15 protein-coding genes are annotated in these 16,934 nt (G+C 71.9%); 5 read left to right on the top strand and 10 right to left on the bottom strand.

Annotated elements, in window-relative coordinates; genetic code table 11:
• Positions 1–31: 31 nt before the first annotated feature.
• Positions 32–838, bottom strand: a complete 807-nt coding sequence (locus AB4Z02_RS08080; RefSeq protein WP_441970308.1) for an SURF1 family cytochrome oxidase biogenesis protein — start codon at positions 836–838, stop codon at positions 32–34.
• 32 nt (positions 839–870) lie between these two features.
• Between AB4Z02_RS08080 and moaA the strand changes: the two genes are divergently transcribed.
• On the top strand, positions 871–1,959 hold the full coding sequence (gene moaA / locus AB4Z02_RS08075; protein ID WP_441970307.1) for a GTP 3',8-cyclase MoaA: 1,089 nt from the start codon (positions 871–873) through the stop codon (positions 1,957–1,959).
• Positions 1,960–1,962: 3 nt separating this feature from the next.
• Here moaA and AB4Z02_RS08070 read toward each other — a convergent pair whose 3' ends face one another.
• Together AB4Z02_RS08070 and AB4Z02_RS08065 are read right to left on the bottom strand one after the other, a co-directional pair.
• Positions 1,963–2,172 (bottom strand): hypothetical protein, encoded by a 210-nt coding sequence (locus AB4Z02_RS08070; protein WP_441970306.1) that lies wholly within the window; start codon positions 2,170–2,172, stop codon positions 1,963–1,965.
• Positions 2,172–2,495: a DUF3099 domain-containing protein gene (locus tag AB4Z02_RS08065; protein WP_056885200.1), complete on the bottom strand. Its 324-nt coding sequence runs from the start codon at positions 2,493–2,495 to the stop codon at positions 2,172–2,174. The genes AB4Z02_RS08070 and AB4Z02_RS08065 overlap by 1 nt, the downstream gene beginning before the upstream one ends.
• A gap of 97 nt (positions 2,496–2,592) precedes the next feature.
• Here AB4Z02_RS08065 and fabG point away from each other — a divergent pair, with 97 nt between their 5' ends.
• The 3 genes from fabG (at position 2,593) to AB4Z02_RS08050 (ending at position 6,411) form a co-directional block, all read left to right on the top strand.
• Positions 2,593–3,303, top strand: a complete 711-nt coding sequence (fabG, locus tag AB4Z02_RS08060) for a 3-oxoacyl-[acyl-carrier-protein] reductase (protein WP_441970305.1) — start codon at positions 2,593–2,595, stop codon at positions 3,301–3,303.
• 86 nt (positions 3,304–3,389) lie between these two features.
• Positions 3,390–4,148 (top strand): enoyl-ACP reductase FabI, encoded by a 759-nt coding sequence (gene fabI / locus AB4Z02_RS08055; protein ID WP_056885198.1) that lies wholly within the window; start codon positions 3,390–3,392, stop codon positions 4,146–4,148.
• A gap of 76 nt (positions 4,149–4,224) precedes the next feature.
• Complete coding sequence (locus tag AB4Z02_RS08050; RefSeq protein ID WP_056885197.1) at positions 4,225–6,411, top strand: tetratricopeptide repeat protein; 2,187 nt, start codon at positions 4,225–4,227, stop codon at positions 6,409–6,411.
• Positions 6,412–6,524: 113 nt separating this feature from the next.
• On the opposite strand, the gene cphA is transcribed toward AB4Z02_RS08050, so the two are convergent.
• The 6 genes from cphA to glgC form a co-directional block, all read right to left on the bottom strand.
• Positions 6,525–9,380: a cyanophycin synthetase gene (gene cphA / locus AB4Z02_RS08045; protein WP_441970304.1), complete on the bottom strand. Its 2,856-nt coding sequence runs from the start codon at positions 9,378–9,380 to the stop codon at positions 6,525–6,527.
• A gap of 37 nt (positions 9,381–9,417) precedes the next feature.
• Positions 9,418–10,278 carry a cyanophycinase gene (locus AB4Z02_RS08040; RefSeq protein ID WP_056885195.1) on the bottom strand — a complete coding sequence of 287 codons (861 nt, stop codon included), beginning with the start codon at positions 10,276–10,278 and terminating at the stop codon, positions 9,418–9,420.
• A 16-nt stretch (positions 10,279–10,294) separates the two neighbouring features.
• On the bottom strand, positions 10,295–11,518 hold the full coding sequence (serB, locus tag AB4Z02_RS08035; protein WP_056885194.1) for a phosphoserine phosphatase SerB: 1,224 nt from the start codon (positions 11,516–11,518) through the stop codon (positions 10,295–10,297).
• 78 nt (positions 11,519–11,596) lie between these two features.
• Positions 11,597–12,481, bottom strand: a complete 885-nt coding sequence (locus AB4Z02_RS08030; protein WP_441970303.1) for a hypothetical protein — start codon at positions 12,479–12,481, stop codon at positions 11,597–11,599.
• 87 nt (positions 12,482–12,568) lie between these two features.
• Positions 12,569–13,387, bottom strand: a complete 819-nt coding sequence (locus AB4Z02_RS08025) for an LLM class F420-dependent oxidoreductase (protein WP_441970302.1) — start codon at positions 13,385–13,387, stop codon at positions 12,569–12,571.
• Complete coding sequence (glgC, locus tag AB4Z02_RS08020; protein WP_056885191.1) at positions 13,384–14,637, bottom strand: glucose-1-phosphate adenylyltransferase; 1,254 nt, start codon at positions 14,635–14,637, stop codon at positions 13,384–13,386. Before glgC ends, AB4Z02_RS08025 begins: the two co-directional genes overlap by 4 nt.
• Before the next feature lie 76 nt (positions 14,638–14,713).
• Between glgC and glgA the strand changes: the two genes are divergently transcribed.
• Positions 14,714–15,922, top strand: a complete 1,209-nt coding sequence (gene glgA, locus AB4Z02_RS08015) for a glycogen synthase (protein ID WP_441970301.1) — start codon at positions 14,714–14,716, stop codon at positions 15,920–15,922.
• A 5-nt stretch (positions 15,923–15,927) separates the two neighbouring features.
• Here glgA and AB4Z02_RS08010 read toward each other — a convergent pair.
• On the bottom strand, positions 15,928–16,934 hold a 1,007-nt coding region (locus AB4Z02_RS08010), incomplete at its 5' end, for an HNH endonuclease (protein WP_441970300.1).

Here is a 16,934-nt window from a genome sequence, read left to right as displayed (position 1 = left end):
GGCGGCGGTCAGCCTGCGCCCGGCAGCGGCCTCAGCCGTCCTCCTCGTCCCAGATTCGGGTGCGCTTCGGCTTGGGCGCCTTCGCCCCTGCGGGGGTCTCTACCGGCTCAGGGAGCCCGTCCCGGTACTCGCGTCGGGCGCCGAACCACACGAGGACGAAGCCGCCGACCATGCCCATCCACCACTGGAACGCGTAGGCCTGGTGCGGGCCGAGGTCGGTGTCGGGTGCCTCGAGGGCCGTCGGCCGGGCCGGTGCGCTGCCGTCGGACAGGCGCTCCACCTCGAGCACCACGTAGGCGCCCAGCACGGGGGAGCCCACCTGTCGGCTGGCCTCACCGAGGTTGATGCTGGCCAGCTGGCCCTTCGGCAGCGACTTGCCCAGCGACGGCTCGGATCGGCGCAGCCACCCGGTCACCGTGACGGGCTGCGTCGGGGCGGCGGGGACGGTCGGGGCGGCTTCGGCGGTCTCGGCGTTGACGACCCAGCCGCGGTCGACCATCACGGTGCTGCCGCCCTGCAGCGTGAACGGGACGAGCACCTCGTACCCGTAGGTGCCCTTGTAGGGACGGTTGCGGACCAGCAGCGTCCGGTCCACGGCATACGTGCCGGTGGCGGTGACCCGGGTCCACTCCTTGTTGAGTGGCATGGGCGCCGTCCCCAGCACGTCGGCCAGCGGCTGGGGCTTCGCGGAGTAGTGGGAGTTGATCCGGTCGGCCCGTGCCGCCTTGGCCTCGTAGCGGTGCCACTGCCACTGGCCGAGGAAGAACGCCGCCACCGCGAAGCCGACGGCTGCTGCCAGGGCTCCCAGCCAACGCCGCGATATGAGAACCCTGAGCACTTCATCACGGTACCCGGCTTAGGCTGGGGACCATGACCGGCCTCCCGTTCCCGACCGTGCGCGGCGCATCGCCCCTGCTCGGGGGTGCCGAGGGGTCCTCACCGGGCACGGACGGGGCCCCCGAGGGCACGGTCGGACTGCCGGACCGCTTCGGCCGGGTGGCCCGCGACCTGAGGGTGTCGGTGACGGACCGGTGCAACCTGCGGTGCCGCTACTGCATGCCGGCCGAGGGGCTGCCGTGGCTGGCCAAGCCGGAGATGCTCAGCGACGACGAGCTCGTCCGCGTCGTCAGCGTCTTCGTGCGGCTCGGCGTCCGCCAGGTCCGGCTCACCGGCGGCGAGCCCATGCTCCGCAGGTCGCTGGTCGACGTCGTCCGGCGCATCGCCGCGCTGGAGCCCCGGCCGCGGATCGCCATGACCACCAACGGCGTCGGCCTGGACCGCCTCGCCCAGCCGCTCGCCGACGCCGGTCTCGACCGGGTCAACGTCAGCCTCGACACCATCGACCCGCAGGAGTTCGCCGACCTGACCCGCCGTGACCGCCTCCACGACGTCGAGGCCGGGCTCAAGGCGGCGGCCACCGCCGGCCTGGTCCCGGTCAAGGTCAACGCCGTCGCCATGCGTGGCATCAACGACCACTCCGTGACCGACCTGCTGCAGTGGTGCCTCGACCGCGGCTACGAGCTGCGCTTCATCGAGCAGATGCCGTTGGACGCCCAGCACGGCTGGGACGCCTCGACGATGGTGTCCTCCCAGGAGCTGCACGAGCGCCTCGCCGAACGCTTCCGGCTCACCCCGCTGCCGCAGGAGGACCGGGGGAGCGCGCCGGCCGAGCGGTTCCTCGTCGACGGGGGGCCGGCCACTGTCGGGATCATCGCGAGCGTCACGGCGCCCTTCTGCGCGGCCTGCGACCGCACCCGGCTCACGGCCGACGGGCAGGTGCGCAACTGCCTGTTCTCGCAGAGGGAGACCGACCTGCGCGGGCCGATGCGCGACGGGGCGAGCGACGACGACCTCGCACGCCTCATCCAGGGTGAGATGTGGCGCAAGGCGCCCGGCCACGGGATCGGCACCAGCGACTTCGTGCAGCCCGACCGCCCCATGTCCGCCATCGGCGGCTGAGGCTCAGCCGGCGCCGGCCGGGATGGCGTCGACGGCCACCGTCTCGACGAGGAAGCCCCGTACCGACAGGAACTCGCCCAGGGACAACCGGTGGTCCTCGCACGCCAGCCACACCTTGCGCCGGTCGCCGTCGTGCAGCTTCGGGTTGTTCCACAGGTGCGCCCACGTCGCGGGCTGGCGGCAGCCCTTGGCGCTGCAGACCATCGCCTCCATCAGCGCCCGATCTGGTCGGGGCCGTCGCCACGCGGCGTGACCGGAGCTCCACCGTTGCCCGGTGCCCGCGGTGCGACGGCGTTCACCATCACGACGGCGATGTAGGGGAGCACGACGGCAAGCAGCGCCAGCGAGCCCCACACCCACCACGGGGCACCCGCCGTGGCGGTCAGGACCGAGCCGATGAAGCAGACCGTGCGGACGCCCATCGTGACGAGGTAGCGGCGGATCCGGCCCGCCTGCTCGTCGGCGAGGTTGGCCGGGGCGGACGTCACCGACTGGACGACGGGCTCGTCGGGACGGTGGCGGCGTGGGCGGGGCACCTGTCCACGATAAGCCGACGGCGATGCGGTGTACCCATCGGTAGTCGGTAGGGTCGCGCGCAGACGCCCGACGAGCACCGACGACACGGAGGAATCGATGGCAGGCCGCAACGTCCTGGTCACCGGAGGCAACCGGGGGATCGGGCTCAGCATCGCCCGGGACCTCGCCGAGGCGGGCCACTCGGTGGTCGTCACGCACCGTTCCGGGGAGCCGCCGGAGGGCCTGCAGGGCGTGCGCTGCGAGGTCACCGACTCGGCCTCGGTCGACCAGGCGTTCGCCGAGGCGGAGGAGCTCCTGGGCGGCCCCGTGGACGTGCTGGTGGCCAACGCCGGCATCACCCGCGACCAGCTGCTGATGCGGATGAGCGACGAGGAGTTCGACTCGGTCGTCGACACCAACCTCGCCGGCGCCTTCCGCTGCGCACGGCGCGCCTCCAAGGGCATGATCCGGCTGCGCCGCGGCCGCATCATCTTCATCTCCAGCGTCGTCGGACTCTACGGGTCGCCCGGGCAGACCAACTACGCCGCCAGCAAGTCGGGCCTCGTCGGCCTGGCCCGCTCGATCTCGCGAGAGCTCGGTGGCCGCGGCATCACGGCGAACGTCGTGGCGCCCGGCTTCATCGAGACCGACATGACCGAGGTCCTCCCCGAGGACCGCAAGAAGGCCTACCAGGCGAGCATCCCCGCCGGACGTTTTGGCCGGACCGAGGAGGTCGCGGCAGCGGTGCGCTTCCTCGCCTCCGACGAGGCGGGGTACATCACCGGTGCGGTGGTGCCCGTCGACGGCGGCCTCGGTATGGGGCACTGACCCCACCCGACGGACGCCGGGCCGGACGTGACGCCGGACGCCGGATCGCCACCTCACCCCTCAACCCCCAGATCGGAGAACCGCCCATGCTGCTCGAGGGCAAGAAGCTGCTCATCACCGGTGTCCTCATGGACTCCTCGATCGCCTTCCACGTCGCCAAGATCGCGCAGGAGCAGGGTGCCGAGGTCGTGCTGACGTCGTTCGGCAGGACGTTCAGGATCACCCAGACCATCGCCAAGCGGCTCCCCACGACGCCGCCGGTCGTCGAGCTCGACGTCACCAACCCCGAGGACCTCGACAGCCTCGCCGAGCGGCTGGGCGAGCACGTCGACCGCCTCGACGGCGTGCTGCACTCGATCGGGTTCGCCCCCCAGGGTGCGTTCAACTTCATGGAGGGGACGTTCGAGGACGTGTCCACCGCGATGCACGCCTCCGCCTACTCCCTCAAGGCCCTCGGCGTCGCGACCCTGCCGCTGATGCAGGGCGGCGGGAGCATCGTGGGCCTGACGTTCGACGCCAAGTTCGCCTGGCCGGTCTACGACTGGATGGGCGTCGCCAAGGCCGCGTTCGAGTCGACCAACCGCTACCTGGCCCGCGACCTCGGCCCCAAGGGCATCCGCTGCAACCTCGTGGCGGCAGGCCCGATCCGCACCACGGCGGCCAAGTCGATCCCGGGGTTCGCGACGTTCGAGGAGACCTGGAACACCCGGGCGCCGCTCGGGTGGGACGTCAACGACGCGGTCCCGGCAGCCAAGGCCTGCGCCGCGCTGCTGTCCGACTGGTTCCCCGCGACCACGGGCGAGATCGTCCACGTCGACGGCGGCGTGCACGCGATGGGCCAGTGACGCGGGCGGTGCCCACCCACTGACCGGCGCGACCGCCGGTTCTGCCCGCGCGGCGGGCCGCCACTAGGCTCCCCGCATGACTTCCGAGACCCCCGTCGCCGTGACGGAGGTACGGGTCCTGGAGGGCCCCAACCTCTACTTCGCCAAGCCGGCCATCAAGGTCAGCCTGGAGCTGCCGGGCTACCTCGCCGCCGACGAGGCGGTCCTCAAGGAGGTCGCGCGGGCGGTGGCGCTGCGCAGCCCGAGGCCGGGGTCACCGGGTACGGAGCAGCGCCAGCGGTTCGTCATGCGCCTGGTCGAGCGCGCCACCCGGCGGCTCGCTGCCGCGAGCGGCACCACGCGCCTGGGCGTCCGTACCCGTCCCGGGAGCCGGCCCGACCAGGTCGTCGTCGCCTTCGTGTGGCGCCGCCGTGGTCGCGCCCGTGCCCTCGGTGAGGGAGTGGCCCCCGTCCTGGCGGCGTGGCTCGAGCGCCGCGACGACGTGGCCGAGCTCGGAGCGCAGGTGGCCGCCGCACCGGAGGGGGACCGTCCCTCCATCCTCGTGCCGACCATCCCCGTCGCCTCCGTGACGGGCACCAACGGCAAGACCACCACGACCCGGCTGCTCGGCCACATCGGCATGACGGCGGGGTTGCGCACGGCGTGGTCGTCGACCGACGGCGTCGTCGTGCAGGGCGAGCTCGTGGAGGCGGGCGACTACTCCGGCCCGGCCGGTGCGCGTGGCGTGCTCAGCGCGCCCGGTGTCGAGCTGGGCATCCTCGAGACCGCCCGTGGCGGCATGCTGCTCAAGGGGATGGGCGTCGCGCACAACGACGTCTCGGTGGTCACCAACGTCTCGGCCGACCACCTCGGCCTGCAGGGCATCGACACCGTCGACCAGCTCGCCGAGGTCAAGGCCATCGTCACCAAGGCGACCCGCATCGGCGGCTGGACCGTCCTCAACGGCGAGGACCCCCGCGTGTGGGCCATGCGCACCGGCTCCAAGGGCAGGCCGTGGGTCTTCACGCTGCGGGCCGACGCCCCGGCCGTGCGAGAGGCCCTGGATGTCGGTGGCCGGGCCATCACCGTCCTGGACGGCGACATCGCGGTGCTCGAGAACGGTCGCGACCCCGACCGGCTGGTCAGCATCCTCGACGTGCCCGCGACGATGTCCGGGCTCTCGGTGCACAACATCGCCAACGCCCTCGCGGGCGCGGCGGCAGCCCTCGGCCTCGGACTCCCACGGGCCGCCGTCATCGAGGGCCTGCGCACCTTCGTGCCCGACGACCGGCTCAACCCCGGGCGGATGAACACCTACACGCTGCGCCGGGAAGACGGGTCGGCCATCACCGTCATCGTCGACCTCGCCCACAACGAGGCGGGTCTCGAGGCGCTCATGGACGTCGCGCACGGAATGAAGGTCCCGGGTGGTCAGGTGCACCTGGGCCTCGGGCTGGCCGGTGACCGCACCGACGAGCTGCTGGAGGCCATCGGGGAGATGGCGGGTCTGCGCGCCGACCGCGTCGTCGCGGCCCACAAGGCCCACTACCTGCGCGGCCGCACCATGGCCGAGCTCGAGAGCCACCTGCGCGTCGGCCTGGCCCGTGCGGGTGTCTCCGACATCGACTCCTACGACACCGAGCTCGGGGGCCTGCAGGCCCTGGTGCCCGGTGCCGCGGACGGTGACGTCGTGGCCCTGATGTGCCACGCCGAGCGCGCACAGGTCGCCGCCTGGCTCGCCGGGCAGGGGGCCACCGCCGACGGTCCCGAGGACATCCGGCGCAAGGTGGTCGCCGCCCGCGGCGAGCACGAGCTCGAGGCGCAGATCACCGCCATGTGGGACCTGTCCGACGACGTCTCCCGCGTGGAGTGCGCCCAGGCCCTGCAGGCCTCCAGGCCCGGCGACGCCCGTCTGGTCCACGAGCTGGCATCAGCCCTCGACGCGGCCGGGCGCGAGGCGGAGGCGATCGACCTCTACCGCAAGGCCCTCGCCGCCGGCCTGCGGGAGCCGCACCGGCACCGCGCCCGTATCCAGCTCGCCTCCAGCCTGCGGGTCACCGGCCAGGCCGAGCTGGCCCACTCCTTGCTCACCGAGCTCTCTGCCGAGCGGCCCGGCAGCGTGGCGGTCGAGGCGTTCCGCGCCCTGGCGGCCGTCGACACCGGTCGCGCCCGCGAGGCGGTGGCCGACCTCGTCGACCTGCTGCTGCACCACGCGGGTGACGAGGACACCCTGAGCTACCAGCGGGCGCTCCACGCGTACGCCGCGCAGCTGCGCGACGCCTGAGCAGCCCGTCCCAGCGGGGTCCGGCACCGCGCCCGCCTGCGTCGACCTCCCCGCCCCGACGACGGATCGGCCCGTCCCACCTCGCTGGTGGGACGGGCCGATCTGCTGTGTGGTCAGCTGGTGGCGGGCTCGACCTCGGAGGCCTCGGCCGCGGCTGCCTCGTCACCGGCGGCCTGGGCCTCGCTCTGCATCTCCACGGGGTCGAGGTCCGGGTCGCCGATGCCCTGCTTGTTGTGGGCGCCGGCCTGCGCGTGCTGGGTCATCTGCTCGAGCTCGCCGAGGACCTCGGCGTGCTGGTCGACGCAGAGGACGACGATGTCTCCGGGGTTGGCCCGGGCCATGCAGTGGCGCACGGCCTCGACCTCGTTGAGCACGGTCTCCACCTGGCGGCAGCGGACGCCCTCCTTGCCGATCTCGGCCTTGGCGCCCTCGGCCACCAGGGCCGCGGTCTCGCCCACGGGACGGCCGCGCTTGCGCTCGTCCTCTCGGACGACGACCACGTCGAAGTGGCGCGCGGCGATGGCGCCGAGCTCGCGCATGTCGTCGTCGCGCCGGTCGCCCGCGGTGGAGATCATGCCGATGCGCGAGATGCGGCCCAGGTCGGCCTGGCCGTCCTTCTGCGCCGCATACCCCTCGACGAACTCACCGAGCACCCGCATACCGGGAGCGTTGTGGCAGTAGTCGACGAACACGTCGGTGTTGTGCACGTTGACGAGGTTCATGCGTCCGGGGGAGAGGTAGTAGCTCGTCGTGAACGTGCGCAACCCCTGGCGGATCTCGTGCAGGCCGGCCCCGGCGGCAAAGGCTGCGCCCGCAGCCGCCATCGCGTTGGCGACGTTGAACTTCGCCGTCCCACCGAAGGTGGAGGGCAGCAGGTGGGTCCAGGCGAGCTGCATGGAGCGGCGACCGTGCTTGATGACGATCATGTCGCCGCGGTCGGTGTGGTCGAGGACGACGGCCCGGCCCCCGCGGCGGCAGTGGTCCTCGATGAGCTCGCGCACCTTGGTGCCGGCGGGCTGGAGGGAGAACCACACGATGCCGCCCGAGCAGCGGCGACGCATCTTGCGCACGAGGTCGTCGTCGGCGTTGAGGACGGCAAAACCGTTGCGGGGCACCGCTTCCACGACGACGGCCTTGACGTCGGCGAGCTGCGAGAGGGTGTCGATGCCCTTCATCCCGAGGTGGTCCGGCGCGATGTTGGTGACGACGGCGACGTCGTTGCGGTCGTACCCGAGGCCCTCGCGCAGGATGCCGCCGCGGGCGACCTCCATGACGGCGAAGTCGACGCGCGGGTTCTGCAGCACCATCCGCGCGGACCGCGGACCGGAGGCGTCGGCCTTGTAGACGAGCCGCTCGTCGATGACGATGCCGTCGGTGGAGGTCATGCCGACCTTGTGGCCGATGCCCTTGAGGATGTGGGCGATCATCCGCGAGGTGGTGGTCTTGCCGTTGGTGCCGGTGACGGCCACGATCGGCACCCGCGAGGGCGACCCCGGCGGGAACAGCAGGTCCACGACCGGCTTGGCGATGTACTGCGGCTCGCCCACCGTCGGGTGGGTGTGCATGCGGAACCCGGGGGCGGCGTTGACCTCGCAGATGGCCCCGCCGGTCTCACGGACGGGGGAGGCGATGTCGGGGCAGATGAAGTCGATGCCGGCGACGTCGAGCCCGATCATGCGGGCCGCCTCCTCGGCGATCTCGACGTTGTCGGGGTGGGCGTCGAACGTGCGGTCGACCGAGATTCCGCCAGTGGACATGTTGCCGGTGAGCGCGAGCTTGACCATCTGCTCCTTCGGCGGCACGTCGTCCATGCCGAAGCCCTGGTCGCGGACGAGCCCGATGGCGGCGTCGTCCACCTTGATGCGCGTCAGCACCTTCTCGTGCCCCACGCCTCGACGCGGGTCGGCGTTGGTGATCTCGACGAGCTCGGCCACCGTGTGGATGCCGTCGCCGATGACGTGCGCCGGCACGCGCTCGGCGATCGCCTGCATGCGGCCGCCGACGATGAGGCACCGGTAGTCACGACCGGTGACGAAGGACTCGACGATGACGTAGCCACGCCGGGACTCGCCCTCGGCGACGGCGAAGGCCTCGCGGACCTCGTCGTCGGAGGTCAGGTCGAGGCACACGCCGCGGCCGTGGTTGCCGTCGAGCGGCTTGACCACGACGGGGAACCCGATGCGCCGGGCCGCGGTGACCGCGCCGTCGGCCGTGCGCACGGTCTCCTGCTTCGGCACGGGCAGGCCGGCCGACGCGAGCAGCCGCGTCGTCATGTCCTTGTCGCTGGCGATGTCGACGGCGAGGGCGCCGGTCTTCGACGTCATCGTCGCCCGGATGCGCTGGGCGTGGACGCCCTGTCCGAGCTGGACCAGCGAGGCGCTGTTGAGGCGGATGTAGGGGATGTCGCGGGCCACCGCCTCCTCCAGGATGGCAGCGGTCGACGGGCCGAACGCAGAACGCTGCGCCCGCCGCAGGAAGACGTCGAGCTCCTCGCGGAAGTCGAACCCTTCCTCGGGTTCGACGAGGTGGTTGACCAGCCGCACGGCGAGGGTGCCGGCCGCGAGGCCCACCGTCTCGTCGGCGTAGTCGTAGATGACGTTGTAGCGGCCCGGTTGCCCCTTGACCGCACGCGTCTTGCCGCGTCGCAGGTCGTGGCCGGCCTCCTGCTGCAGCTGCAGGGCGACGTGCTCGGCGACGTGGCCGACCCAGGTGCCTTCGCGCAGCCGCTCGATGAAGCCGCCCTTCACCCCACGGGAGCAGGTGTGGTTCTCCAGGCCCGGCAGGAGCTCCACGAGCTGGTCGGTGAAGCCCACGAGCGTGTCGGTCGGGTAGCCCTCCAGGACGCCGAGGTCGACCACCAGGTGGATCGCCGGGCTGTAGGACCAGATGTTTCCGCCGCGGTAGACGCGGGACTCGACGATCGAGAGCTCCGGGGCTGCAGGCCCGGTGGGGGTGGGGCGGTCGGCCATGGGTTCTCCTTGCGGGTGGGGCAGTGCAGGGCGGCCGTCAGGCCTTGGCCGAGGCCAGCGCGACGGCGGCGTCTGCGTGCTTCTCGACGAAGTCGACGAGCTGGACCTCGGCGAGGTCGAACGTAGCGCCTGCAGGCAGCGAGTGCACGACCGCACCGGAGACCATCAGGGGCGCTCCACGGCGGGCGTCCGGGGCGTCGGAGGCGGCCTCGCGGCAGTCGAGGACGAACACGGCGCCGGAGCCGTGGACCGTGAAGACCCGGCGGTCGCGGACCTCGATCGCGGTGTCCTCGTCGATCCCGATGCCGATGAGGCTGGGGGACGCTGCGACCATCGACATGAGCCGGCCGTAGCGCGAGCGCTGGGCGAAGTGCTGGTCGATGATGACGCCCTCGAGGAGCCCCAGCCCGGCGCTCAGCTGGCTGTGCCGCTGGCGGGGCGTGATGCCCTCGTCGCCCATCGAGATCATGAACTGGCTCATGATCGAGGCCCCTGCCGAGGTGCCGGCGATGACGGCTCCGCGGTCGTGGGCACGGTGCAGGGCGTCGCCGAGCGGCGTGCCGGGGAACCGCTGGCTGAGCTTGAGCTGGCTGCCGCCGCTCATGAAGACGCCGGTGGCCTCGTCGATGAGGGCGACGGCGGCCTCGTCGGAGGCGTCCTGGCGGGTCTGGGGGTTGACGACCGAGGGCGCCGGGGCGCCGAGGCGGGTGAAGACCTCGGTGTAGGCCTCGGTCACCTCGTCCTGGAAGGACGACGCCGTGGGGATGAGGACGATGCTGGCCCTGCGACCCCCCGCGAGCCGGACGAAGCGGCGCAGCACCGTCGCCTTGCCCACGCGGTCCTCTGCACCACCGATGATCAGGAGGGTGGGTTTGCGTCGACGCGGGGGCGGGGCCATTGCGACAGCCTAGGGATCAGGGGTGGACGACCGGAGGAGCGGGGGTCGGCGTGCCGTCGGCCTCGTCCGCCTCCTCGATCTCCTCACGCGTGATGCCGAGCAGGTAGAGGACAGCGTCGAGGTAGGGCACGTTGACGGCGGTGTCGGCCTGCTCACGCACCACGGGCTTGGCGTTGAAGGCGACGCCGAGCCCCGCCGCCTCGAGCATGTCGAGGTCGTTGGCCCCGTCGCCGATGGCGACGGTCCGTGACAGGGGCAGCCCGGCCTCGGCGGCGAAGCGGCGCAGCGCCTGGGCCTTGCCTGCCCGGTCGACGATGTCGCCGACGACCCGGCCGGTGAGCAGCCCGTCACGCACCTCTAGGCGGTTGGCGTGCGCGTGGTCGATGTCGAGCTCCCGGGCGATGTCCTCGACGATCTCGATGAAGCCGCCGGAGACGACCGCGACGGTGAACCCGAGGCGCTTGAGGGTCCGCACGAGGGTCCTGGCGCCCGGGGTGAACTGGATCCGGGCGCGCACCTCGTCCAGCACCGACACCGGCAGGCCCTCGAGGGCGGCGACCCGCTGGCGCAGGCTCGCGGCGAAGTCCAGCTCGCCCCGCATCGCCGCCTCGGTGACCGCGGCCACCTCGGCCTGGCGTCCCGCGTGCTCGGCGAGCAGCTCGATGACCTCGTCCTGGATGAGGGTCGAGTCGACGTCCATCACCACCAAGCGCCGCCCGCGCCGGGCCAGGCCGCCCGCCGCGACTGCGATGTCGAGCCCGTGGACGCTGGACTCCAGGGCGAGCTCCCGGCGCAGCCGGTCCACGTCGGCACCGGACACGTCGAGCTCGACCGTCGTGACCGGGTACCGGGACAGGCGGCGGATGCGGTCGATGTTGGCGCCGTGCGAGGCGATCCGGGCGGTCACCGCGGCGACGCCGCTCGCGCGCAGGGGCGCGCCGAGGACGACCACCGCGGCCCGGCCGCTGCGCTTGCGGCGGGTGTCGCCGGTGCCCTTCTTGATCTTGACCTTGAGGTCGAGCTCTGCGCCGACTGCGAGCAGGACCTCGCGCAGGCGTGACTCCGCCTCGCCCGAGACGAGCAGCATGGCGAGGGTGAGGTGCCCACGGACGACGACCTGCTCGAGGTCGAGGACCTCGGCGCCCACGTCCGCGATCGCGTCGAAGAAGGTGCTGGTGACGCCGGGGCGGTCCTCACCCGAGATGGTCACGAGGAGGGTCTGCGCGGTCACGTCGGGCACACCTCGACGATATCGACGCGCGTCGACGTACCCGGTGCGAGTCTCGCCATCCGACCGCGGCGGACGGATGCGGGCCGTTCAGGAGGCGCGGTGCAGGCTCCGCCGGGTCGTCGTCGTGCCGGGAAAGGATGCGGTACCGGGCCCGCTCCCCGCGGTGGCGACACGGCGCAGGAGCACCCACACGGGCACCAGCCCCACCACGGCCAGGACGAGGAACGGCACCACCAGGTCCGTGGAGACCACCGTCGAGCTGGGGTCGGCGGCTGCCCCGAATGCCTGGTCCACCGCGATGCTGACCGCCTCGACCACCCACAGCACCAGACCGGCGAGCACCACGACGGCGCCCCTGGCCTCGCGGCGCGACAGCCAGCCCGCGGCGACCACCATGAGGGGCAGCCAGACGGCCAGGTCCTGCACGTAGATGGCGTTGGTCGTCACGCCCGTGCCGTCCAGCATGGGGGTCGGCGCGGCGTCGTCGAGCGCCGGGACGACGTTCGCCAGCCAGAGGAGCGCGTTGAGCCCCGCGACGACCCACACGTAGGCGGCCACGCCACGCACTGGCGCCTCGCGAACGACCGTGCCGCCGAGGTCCCAGACCTGGGGGGTCGCCAGCAGCGCCCCGGCGCTCCAGAGGCCGGTGCCGAGCATGGCCACGTAGAGGAGGAAGGCCGAGTTGAACGGCGTCAGGAAGAGCAGCAGGACGGCGTTGTAGACGAGGTAGAGGGTGGCGCCGCCCCAGAGGACGAGTGCGACGGCGGCCCCGCGCCGGGCGGCCGCCACGGAGGCGAGCAGGAGCGGTACGGCGACCGCGACGACGACCAGCGAGGTCCCGCGTGCGGAGCCCTGCATGGCCTCCGGGCCGCTGAGCAACCCGTGGTCCCAGAGCGTCCACAGCCCAGCCGCGAGCGACACGACCGCGGTGGCCACTGCCAGCCGCACGGGTAGCCGTTGCTGCACAGCCATCTCAGCCCTCGATCCCCGGGCGCTGGTGCCCGCACCACCATGGTCGTCAGTGGCGAGGGGCGGCGACGGGGGCCAAGGTCCCGGCGGTCAGTCCCCGGGGCGGGCGTCGCGCCAGGCGACGAGGTCCCGCAGGGGACCCAGGTCGTAGCGAGGGCCGCCCACGCCGACGGTGAACAGTCGTGTGCCGACGTCGTGCAGCGCCTGCGCGCCGGCTGCGTAGTCGGCGACGTCCTCTGGCAACCGCCCCGGCTTGGGGGAGACCCCGGAGGAGCGCTCGATCTCCGCCGGGTCGCGACCGACCTTGCCGCACCACTCGTCGAGTACCGCGTGCTTGTGCGCGATGGTGCCGGGGTCGCCGAAGCCGTGCCAGATGTCGGCGTGCTCCGCGACGATCTTGAGTGTCTTCCTCTCGCCGCCGCCGCCGATGAGCACCGGGATGTCCCGTGTCGGTGGCGGCTTCAGCTTGGCCCAGCGGTCGCGGACGAGCGGCAGGTCACGGGCGAGGGCGTTGAGCCGACCGCTCGCGGTGCCGAACTCGTAGCCGTACTCGTCGTAGTCGCGCTCGAACCAGCCGGAGCCGATGCCCAGGATCAGCCGGCCGCCACTGATGTGGTCGACGGTGCGGGCCATGTCGGCAAGGAGCTGCGGGTTGCGGTAGCTGTTGCAGGTCACGAGGGCGCCGATCTCGACGCGCTCGGTGGCTTCCGCCCAGGCGCCGAGCATGGTCCAGCACTCGAAGTGGGCGCCGTCCGACCGTCCGTACAGGGGGTAGAAGTGGTCCCAGTTGAAGACCACGTCGACGCCGATCTCCTCGGCCTCCGCGGCCGCACGCCTGATGGAGGCGTAGTCGGCGTGCTGGGGCTGGAGCTGGACCCCGATGCGGATGGGGCGACCGGCACCCGTCACGGGGTGACCTCCTGCGACTTGGCGATGACGGTCAGGCCGGACTCGGTGACCATGAAGCCCCGCTCCCGGTCACGCTCGGGGTCGACACCCACGGTGGTGTTCTCGGGGATGTAGACCTCCTTGTCGATGATGGCCCGCTTGATCGTGCAGCCACGGCCCACCTCGACGCCGTCGAGCAGGACGCTGTCGTCGATGGTCGTGCCGCTGTGGATGTGGCAGCGCGGGGACAGCACCGAGTTGGTCACCGTGGCACCAGAGATGACGACGCCGGGGGAGACAGCCGAGTTGTGCGCCTCGCCGTACTTGCCGGCCGCTCCGTGGACCAGCTTGGCGGGCGCGAACGGGCCGTAGTCGGTGTAGATCGGCCAGTCGTAGTTGTAGAGGTTGAAGACCGGGTGGATGGACACGAGGTCCATGTGTGCCTCCCAGTAGGAGTCCATCGTCCCGACGTCGCGCCAGTAGGCCTGGTCACGTTCGGTGGCGCCCGGGATGACGTTGTCCTTGAAGTCGTAGACGTACCCGCGGCCCTCGTCGACGAACGCCGGCACGATGTCGCCGCCCATGTCGTGCTTGCTGCCCGGCCGGTCGTTGTCGCGGGTCACCGCGTCGATGAGGACGTCGGCGTCGAAGACGTAGTTGCCCATGGACGCCAGGACCTCGTCGGGGGAGTCGGGGAGCCCCTTGGCATCAGTGGGCTTCTCGCGGAACGCACCGATCTTCCGACGGTCGTCGTCGTCCACCTCGATGACGCCGAACTGGTCCGCCAGCGAGATCGGCTGGCGGATGGCAGCCACCGTCACACCGGCACCGGTCTCGATGTGCTGGGCCACCATCTGGGAGAAGTCCATCCGGTAGACGTGGTCGGCACCGACGACCACGACGATGTCGGGCTTCTCGTCGTGGACGAGGTTGAGGCTCTGGAAGATCGCGTTCGCCGAGCCGAGGTACCAGTTCTTGTCGATCCGCTGCTGGGCCGGCACGGGGGTGACGTAGTTGCCGAGCATGTTGGACATGCGCCACGTCTTCGTCACGTGGCGGTCGAGGCTGTGCGACTTGTACTGCGTCAGCACGACGACCTTGAGGTAGCCCGAGTTCACGACGTTGCTCAGGGCGAAGTCGATGAGGCGGTAGATCCCGCCGAACGGCACCGCGGGTTTCGCGCGGTCCGCCGTGAGCGGCATCAGCCGCTTTCCCTCCCCACCGGCGAGGACGATGGCAAGAACCTTCGGGACTCCGCGTCGGTACGGCATACCGCCGACCCTAGGGAATCCCCGGTGAAGTGGCGAGCCCTGTCCGCGAACGCGTTCCGCCACTACGCTCGCCGGGGTGAGAGTCGACATCCTGACCAAGGAGTACCCGCCCAACATCTACGGCGGCGCCGGGGTCCACGTGGCCGAGCTCGTCAGGGCGCTGCGCGAGCGTGGGGACATCGACACGAGGGTCCGGGCGTTCGGTGCGCCGGTGCAGGAGGAGGGCACGACCGGGTATGCCGACCTCCCGGACCTCGCGTCCGCGAACGCGGCTGTGCGCACCATGGGCGTGGACATCTCGATGGCGGGTGACTGCGCCGGTGCCGACGTCGTCCACTCCCACACCTGGTACGCCAACTTCGGCGGGCACGTCGCCGGCCTGCTCGGCGGGACGCCCCACGTCGTCACCGCCCACAGCCTCGAGCCGATGCGGCCGTGGAAGGCGGAGCAGCTCGGCGGTGGCTACGCCCTCTCGTCCTACATGGAGCGCACGGCCTTCGAAGGAGCCGCCGCCGTCATCGCGGTGAGCGAGGGCATGCGCCAGGACGTGCTGCGGGCCTACCCCGGCGTCGACCCGGAGCGGGTGAAGGTCGTGCACAACGGCATCGACTCCGAGCTCTGGGCACGGCACGAGGACCACGACGTCGTGCGCCGGCACGGCGTCGACCCCGACGGCAGGTCGGTGGTGTTCGTCGGCCGTATCACCCGGCAGAAGGGCCTGCCCTACCTCCTGCGGGCCGCCGCCGAGCTGCCGCCGGACGTCCAGCTGGTGCTGTGCGCCGGGGCGCCGGACACCCCCGAGATCATGGCCGAGGTCGAGGGCCTCATGGCCGAGCTGCGCGCGACTCGGGAAGGCGTCGTCTGGATCCCCGAGATGCTCCCGCGGGCGGAGGTCATCGCGCTGCTGTCCGCCGGCACGGTCTTTGCCTGTCCCTCGATCTACGAGCCCCTCGGGATCGTCAACCTCGAGGCGATGGCGTGCGAGCTCGCGGTGGTCGCCACGGCCACCGGTGGCATCCCCGAGGTGGTCGTCGACGGTGAGACCGGCTGGCTCGTCCCGATCGAGCAGCACCAGGACGGCAGTGGCATCCCCCTCGACCCCGACAGGTTCGTCGCCGACCTGGCCGCTGCGCTCACCGAGGCCGTGAGCGACCCCGCGCGGGCGCAGCGGATGGGCGTGGCCGGGCGGCAACGCGCGGTCGAGTCGTTCTCGTGGGCCAGCATCGGGGAGCAGACCCTGGCCGTCTACCGCGAGGTGCTGGCCGACCGGCCGTCCGCCGGCTGAGGCGGTCAGAGGACGCGGACGAGTCCGCAGTCGGGGTTGGCGGGGTCGTCGAGCCAGGAGACGAACTCGGGTTCGGGTTCCGTAGGCGCCGCGGGCACTACTTGAAACTTGCGATGACGGCTGGGCAGCTCGTGGTCGGGTGGGAGCTCGATGTCGGTCCAGGTGATGGGTCCGCCGGAGGGTGGCTGGTAGGTGCCGGGCGGTGGTTGGGGGTCGCCGCCGGGGGGTGGTGCGGTTTCGGCTGGTCGGGGTGGTCTGATGGTCAGGCCGTGCCGGTCGGTGACGACGAGTCCGTCGGGTCGGGTGGGGTCGCCGGTGATGGTGTGGTCGCCGCGGTCGATGCCGTCGTGGTGGGCGGTGCACAAGGAGATCTGGTTGTGCAGGTCGGTGGTGCCACCGTCGGCCCAGGGCTGGAGGTGGTGGATCTCGGTGAAGCCGGTGGTGGTGCAGCCGGGGAACCGGCAGCCGCGGTCGCGGTCGGTGATGAGGCGTCGGGTGCGTTCGGGCAGGATCCGCATCGCCCGCCCGACGGACACGGGGGTGCCGTCGGTCTCCCAGACGGGCTGGACCACCCCGTCGCTGATGAACCGGCCGAGCAGCCGCAGCGGGATCGCGTGACCACCGCCCACCCAGGCGCCGCCGGTGTCCAGGTGCAGGTAGACCCGGTAGTGCGCTGCCCGGCTGGTCGAGGTCACCGAGGCGAGGGAGCGGGTGGCCATCTCCTCGAGTGCATCGGCGTACGTCGGCAGGCCGGCGTGCCGGTCATCTTCCGTCGGTCTGGAGTTGTTGCTGGTGTGGTCGGTGTCGCGGTGGCGGGTGAACAGGGCGTCCTTGGCTTCCTTGACGGCCTGTTCGACCAGGGCGCCGATGGTGGCCGGGGCGGAGTACCGCAGCTGGAACCGGCCGTCCGCGTCGTAGCTCATCGACAGCTCCGGCTTCGCGCACGCCCTCCGCTCCGATGCAGAACCGCGGGCAGTCTCCTGCTCCTGCTCGACGGCTGCGCGTGGGTCCA

The organism is Pedococcus sp. 2YAF34, assembly GCF_052114585.1.
Taxonomy (GTDB): Bacteria; Actinomycetota; Actinomycetes; order Actinomycetales; family Dermatophilaceae; genus Pedococcus.
This window is presented reverse-complemented; position numbering and strand designations above follow the sequence as displayed.

What these genes read in the sequence shown, in the direction of transcription:
- AB4Z02_RS08030 (WP_441970303.1), bottom strand. Translation starts at nt 12,481, where the DNA reads ATGGCTGTGCAGCAACGGCTACCCGTGCGGCTGGCAGTGGCCACCGCG.
- AB4Z02_RS08050 (WP_056885197.1), top strand. Translation starts at nt 4,225, where the DNA reads ATGACTTCCGAGACCCCCGTCGCCGTGACGGAGGTACGGGTCCTGGAG.
- fabI (WP_056885198.1), top strand. Translation starts at nt 3,390, where the DNA reads ATGCTGCTCGAGGGCAAGAAGCTGCTCATCACCGGTGTCCTCATGGAC.
- fabG (WP_441970305.1), top strand. Translation starts at nt 2,593, where the DNA reads ATGGCAGGCCGCAACGTCCTGGTCACCGGAGGCAACCGGGGGATCGGG.
- AB4Z02_RS08070 (WP_441970306.1), bottom strand. Translation starts at nt 2,172, where the DNA reads ATGGAGGCGATGGTCTGCAGCGCCAAGGGCTGCCGCCAGCCCGCGACG.
- cphA (WP_441970304.1), bottom strand. Translation starts at nt 9,380, where the DNA reads ATGGCCGACCGCCCCACCCCCACCGGGCCTGCAGCCCCGGAGCTCTCG.
- glgC (WP_056885191.1), bottom strand. Translation starts at nt 14,637, where the DNA reads ATGCCGTACCGACGCGGAGTCCCGAAGGTTCTTGCCATCGTCCTCGCC.
- AB4Z02_RS08040 (WP_056885195.1), bottom strand. Translation starts at nt 10,278, where the DNA reads ATGGCCCCGCCCCCGCGTCGACGCAAACCCACCCTCCTGATCATCGGT.
- moaA (WP_441970307.1), top strand. Translation starts at nt 871, where the DNA reads ATGACCGGCCTCCCGTTCCCGACCGTGCGCGGCGCATCGCCCCTGCTC.